This window comes from Frankia sp. Hr75.2, assembly GCF_949319125.1.
Taxonomy (GTDB): Bacteria; Actinomycetota; Actinomycetes; order Frankiales; family Frankiaceae; genus Parafrankia; species Parafrankia soli.
Map to the genome: position 1 here is coordinate 1 of NZ_CASGGV010000104.1, position 3,604 is coordinate 3,604.

The following is a 3,604-nucleotide window of genomic DNA, read 5'->3' on the forward strand; positions in this document are numbered from 1 at the left end:
CGGGGGGCGCGGGGCCCCGCCCGGGGGGGGGGGGGGGCGCCCCCCCCCACGACCGCGCGGTGGTCGAAGGCGGCCCGGGTCGCCGCGGTGGCCAGCGCGACGTCCGCGGCGGCCGGGCCGGGACGGTCGTCGAGGTGGGCGGCCAGCCGGCGGGCCTGGGCGCGCAGCCCCTCCGTGGTGCGCGCCGACACCAGCAGCGGCACCGGCCGCGGCGACGACGCCGGTGACGACGCCGGCCCGACCCGCGGCTCCTCGGTGGGGGGGGGCTCGCGGAGGATCACGTGCGCGTTCGTGCCGCTGATGCCGAACGCGGAGACCGCGGCCCGCCGCGGCCCACGCTCGCCGGCCCGCTCCCGCCCCGCCGGGGCGCCGGCCGGGAGCGGGCGGGCCGGCCACGCGACCTCCTCGGTCAGCAGCCGGACGCCGGACCCGTCCCAGTCGACCTGCGGGGTGGGCTCGTCGGCGTGCAGGGTGCGCGGCAGCACCCCGTGCCGCATGGCCAGCACCATCTTGATCACACCGGCCACGCCGGCCGCCGCCTGGGTGTGCCCGATGTTGGACTTCAGCGACCCCAGCCACAGCGGCCGACCGGCCGGCCGGTCGCGGCCGTACGCGGCGATGAGGGCCTGCGCCTCGATGGGGTCGCCGAGCTTCGTCCCGGTGCCGTGCGCCTCCACCGCGTCCACCTCGGACGGCGACAGCCCGGCGACGGCGAGCGCCTGGCGGATCACCCGCTGCTGCGCCGGGCCGTTCGGCGCGCTCAGCCCGTTCGACGCGCCGTCCGAGTTGACCGCCGTGCCCTCGACGACGGCGAGCACCGGACGGCCCGCCCGGCGGGCGTCGGAGAGCCGTTCGAGAACCAGCAGGCCGACGCCCTCCGAGAGGCCGGTGCCGTCGCCGCCCGCGCCGAAGGCCCGGCAGCGGCCGTCCGGTGACAGCGCGCGCTGGCGGCTGAACTCGACGTACATCAGCGGGGAGGACATCACGACCGCGCCGCCGGCCAGCGCCAGCGAGCACTCCCCCCGCCGCAGCGCCTGGACGGCCTGGTGCAGGGCCACCAGCGACGACGAGCAGGCCGTGTCGACGGTCACCGCCGGCCCCTGCAACCCCAGGGTGTAGGAGATGCGCCCGGACATGACGCTCGCCGCGTTGCCGATGCCGATGTAGCCCTCCGTCTCCGCCCCGGCGGCCAGCGCGCGCGGGCCGTAGTCCTGGACGTTCGTGCCGACGAACACCCCGCCCGGGGTGCCGCGCAGCGTCGACGGGTCGATGCCCGCGCGTTCCACCGCCTCCCACGACAGCTCCAGCAGCAGCCGCTGCTGGGGGTCCATCGCCAGAGCCTCGCGGGGGTTGATGCCGAAGAACTCGGCGTCGAAGTCGGCGACCCCGGCCAGGAAGCCGCCGTGGCGCACATAGGAGGTGCCGGACCGCTCCGGGTCGGGATCGTGCAGGGCGTCGAGATCCCAGCCCCGGTCGGCCGGGAACCCGCCGATCGCGTCCCGGCCCTCGGCCAGCAGCCGCCACAGGTCCTCCGGGGAGTCGACGCCACCGGGCAGCCGGCAGGCCATGGCCACGATCGCCACCGGCTCGGCGTCCAGCAGGTCGTGCTCACCGCCGTGCCCGCTCCGGTCGCGGGACGCCACAGCGCCCGGGACGCCGGCGGCGGGCGCGTCGTCCGCGTCGCCGCCGGTGATCTCCACCCGCAGGAACTCCGCCAGCGCCAACGGGGTCGGGTAGTCGAACACCAGCGTGGACGGCAGCCGCAGGCCGAGCGCCGCGCCGAGCCCGTTACGCAGGTCGACGGAGGTCAGCGAGTCGAAGCCGAGGTCACGGAAGGCCCGGTGCGCCTCCACGGCGGTGGCGTCGGAGTGCCCCAGCACGGCCGCTGCCCGGGTGCGGACCGTCTCGACCAGGGCCCGGTCCCGCTCGGCCGGAGGCAGCGCGGCGAGTCTCCGGGCCAGCGGCGAGCCGGTTCCGGACGCGGCCGGGGAGGCGTCGCCGTCCGCGACGCCGGACGGCCGGGCCTCACCAGCAGCCTCGGCGTCCTCGGCGAGCGTGTCGAACAGCGGGCGGCGGCCCGCCGAGGTGAAGACCGGGATGAACCGCGTCCAGTCGATCTCCGCCACGACGGTGTGGGTCTCGTCGTGGTCCAGCACCTGCCGCAGGGCCTCGAGGGCGCGGTCCGGCTCGAGGTAGCCGAGCCCCCGTGCCCGCTGCCGCCGCACGCCGGGGTCCTCGGCTGCCGCGGCGCCGGCGCTGCCGCTCTCCGCCAGCGGGCGCCACAGCCCCCAGGCGATCGAGGTGGCCGGCAGGCCGCGGGCACGCCGCCGCACGGCCAGGGCGTCCAGGTGGGCGTTGGCCGCGGCGTAGGCGGCGTGGTCGGCGCCGCCCCACACGCCGACGACCGACGAGAAGAGCACGAACGCGTCGAGGTCGTCGGTGGGGAACAGCTCGTCGAGCCAGTCGGCCGCGGTGGCCTTGGCGGCGATCGCGCCGGCCAGGTCGGTGACCGAGGTGTCGGCCAGCGGGCGCAGCCCGAGCAGCGCGGCGGTGTGCACGACGGCGCGGATCCCCTCGCCGTCGGTGGCCTGCCCGCGGACGACCGCGGCCAACGCCTCCCGGTCCGCGAGGTCACAGGTGGCCACGGTCAGCCGGACGTCCCCGGTGAACGCGCCGTGGCGCAGCGCCGCGATGTCGGGATCGTCCGCGCGGTGCGATCCGGCGAGCACGACATGCCCGGCTCCCCGCTCGGCCAGCCATCCGGCCAGGTGGGGGCCGAGCGGTCCGGTGCTGGTGACCAGCACGGTTCCGCGGGGCCGCCAGCGCCGGGCGGGTTCGACCCCGCCGAGCGGCGCGCGCAGCAGCCGACGGGCGAAGGCCGTGCCCGCCCGGATCGCGACCTGGTCCTCGTCGGTCGCGCCACGCAGAACCGCTGCCAGCCGGCGCCGGGCGGACCCGTCCAGCGTGTCGGGCAGGTCGACGAGGCCGCCCCAGCGGGACGGGTGCTCCAGCGCGGCCACCCGCCCCAGCCCCCAGGTCTGCGCCTGCGCCGGGTCGGTCACCGGGTCACCGCCGCCGACGGACACGGCACCGCGGGTGAGGCACCACAGCGGCGCGCCGATCCCCGCGTCGCCCAGGGCCTGGACGAGTAGCAGGGTGGCTGTGGCACCAACCGTGCCCACGGCGCCGTCAGCGCCGTCAGCGCCGTCGGCGCGCGGGGGCCCGTCGGGGTGTGCCGTGCCGGTCAGCGCGAGCAGCGACAGCACGCCCCGCGGGTCGCTCTCCCCGGCGCCGGTCACGGCTCGCAGGCGCCCGGAGAGGCCCTCCCGGGTGAGCTCGGCGGGGCCGACCGGGACGCCGACGATCTCCGCGCCGTCCTCGGCCAGGGCGCGCACGGCGTCGGCAGCGAGCGGCGGTACGCCATCGGCGGCCGGGAACGGCGTGACCACCAGCCATCGGCCGGTAGCGGCGGCCGGGGCGGCCCGCGGCGGCTCCGGACCGAGCGGATGCCAACCGACGCGGTACCGCAGCCCGTCAAGATCCGTCCCACCGGCCGCGCCACCGCCGGATGCGGCACCGCCGGCCGGGCGGCCGTCACCCAGCA

1 protein-coding gene is annotated in these 3,604 nt (G+C 78.2%); it reads right to left on the reverse strand.

The window, feature by feature from the left end; all coding sequences use genetic code 11:
- Nucleotides 1-3,604 (reverse strand): type I polyketide synthase (locus tag AC559T_RS09335; protein ID WP_498868472.1); only part of this gene is annotated, 3,604 nt, incomplete at both ends.